The following is a 1,194-nucleotide window of genomic DNA, read 5'->3' as shown; positions in this document are numbered from 1 at the left end:
TGTTTGTGGGAGCGATCGGTGCCGGGGTGGGGAATGTGGTGAAGACGTACGGGACGTGGCGGAATCAGTACGCGACGGGGATGGCGGAGCGGGTGGCGGGCGGGAGGTTGGCGACGCGGGCAGATTTCGCATTGCGGGTGGTGGGAGTGGTGGCTGCTGCGGTGTCGGGGGTGGTGGCGGTGATGGATTTTGTCGACTCTGCTGAAAGCGCACGTCAAGAAAAATGGGGTTTGAGATATCTCCAATGGCTTTCGGGGGGAGTGGGTGCTCTTGCTGCAGGATTTGCAGGTTGGGCCGCATTTGCTGCGGCTGGCGGCGGCACGATGTTTCTCGGTGTGAGTTTGACCGCGTGGGGATTGATTCTCGCAGTTGTACTGGTGGCGATAGGCTGGGCAATCGATCATGTAAAAGGCAACACTTTTTCACAATGGCTTGAGAAAACCTATTGGGGCACCCTGCCAGTCTCGACCCGTTACGGAGAGTCCAAAGTCGAGCAGGCAGATTTCAACAAAGCAATGGCGGGGGCGTGATGTTTACGACGAGCAAGAAGCAGCGCCTACTCACCGAACAGGATCGTGAGTGGCACCTGTCCATCAAGCAACGTGCCGCTGATCCGCATGCCTCGATGAGGGTGATTCGGATGAATTCGACGTATCTAGAATTGGTTGATGGATATTACGCTAATCGTGGGTTGATGTCGATTATAGGGGGCGGTGCTGTCCTCCTGTTTTTGTGGATGATTTTGTCTAGTTGGTATTCGATGGTGCATGATTTTTTTGGGGGTGATGGATCGGCTTCAAATGATTGGTCGGAAAGAATATTTTATGAAATTATTTCTGATATCACATTGATAATATTCTCTTTTATTTTTGTTGCCTTCTATAGATGGGCGGGTGAGTGGTTTCGCTACACACATTATCCGATTCGTCTTAACCGTCGAACCAGGATGGTGTACGTTTTTCGCGGTGACGGCACAGTACTAAAGGCGTCATGGGACGACGTGTACTTCGCGTTGCGTGTGAACGCGCAGGCCGCCGGCATTCGCACGTTTGGCATATGCGGGCTGGTGCTGAAAGACCCCAAGACAGTCGAAGAGATGTTTGTGTTCGGCTATGCGTCGAGCAGCAAGGAAAACTGCCTTCGCCACTGGGAATTCATCCGCCGCTACATGGAAGAAGGGCCGCGCGCCGTACT

2 protein-coding genes are annotated in these 1,194 nt (G+C 53.5%); both read left to right on the top strand.

Annotated elements, in window-relative coordinates:
• Positions 1-530 (top strand): hypothetical protein (locus G3N64_RS39165; protein ID WP_205788901.1); only part of this gene is annotated, 530 nt, incomplete at its 5' end.
• A partial coding sequence (locus G3N64_RS39160; protein WP_346778862.1) for a DUF6708 domain-containing protein occupies positions 530-1,194 on the top strand: 665 nt, incomplete at its 3' end. The genes G3N64_RS39165 and G3N64_RS39160, both read left to right, overlap by 1 nt.

Origin of the sequence: Burkholderia sp. Ac-20344, assembly GCF_017104975.1 — a bacterium.
In the GTDB taxonomy this organism is placed as follows: Bacteria; Pseudomonadota; Gammaproteobacteria; order Burkholderiales; family Burkholderiaceae; genus Burkholderia.
Note: the sequence above shows the minus strand (reverse complement) of the source record. Positions and strands in the feature narration are given on the sequence as shown.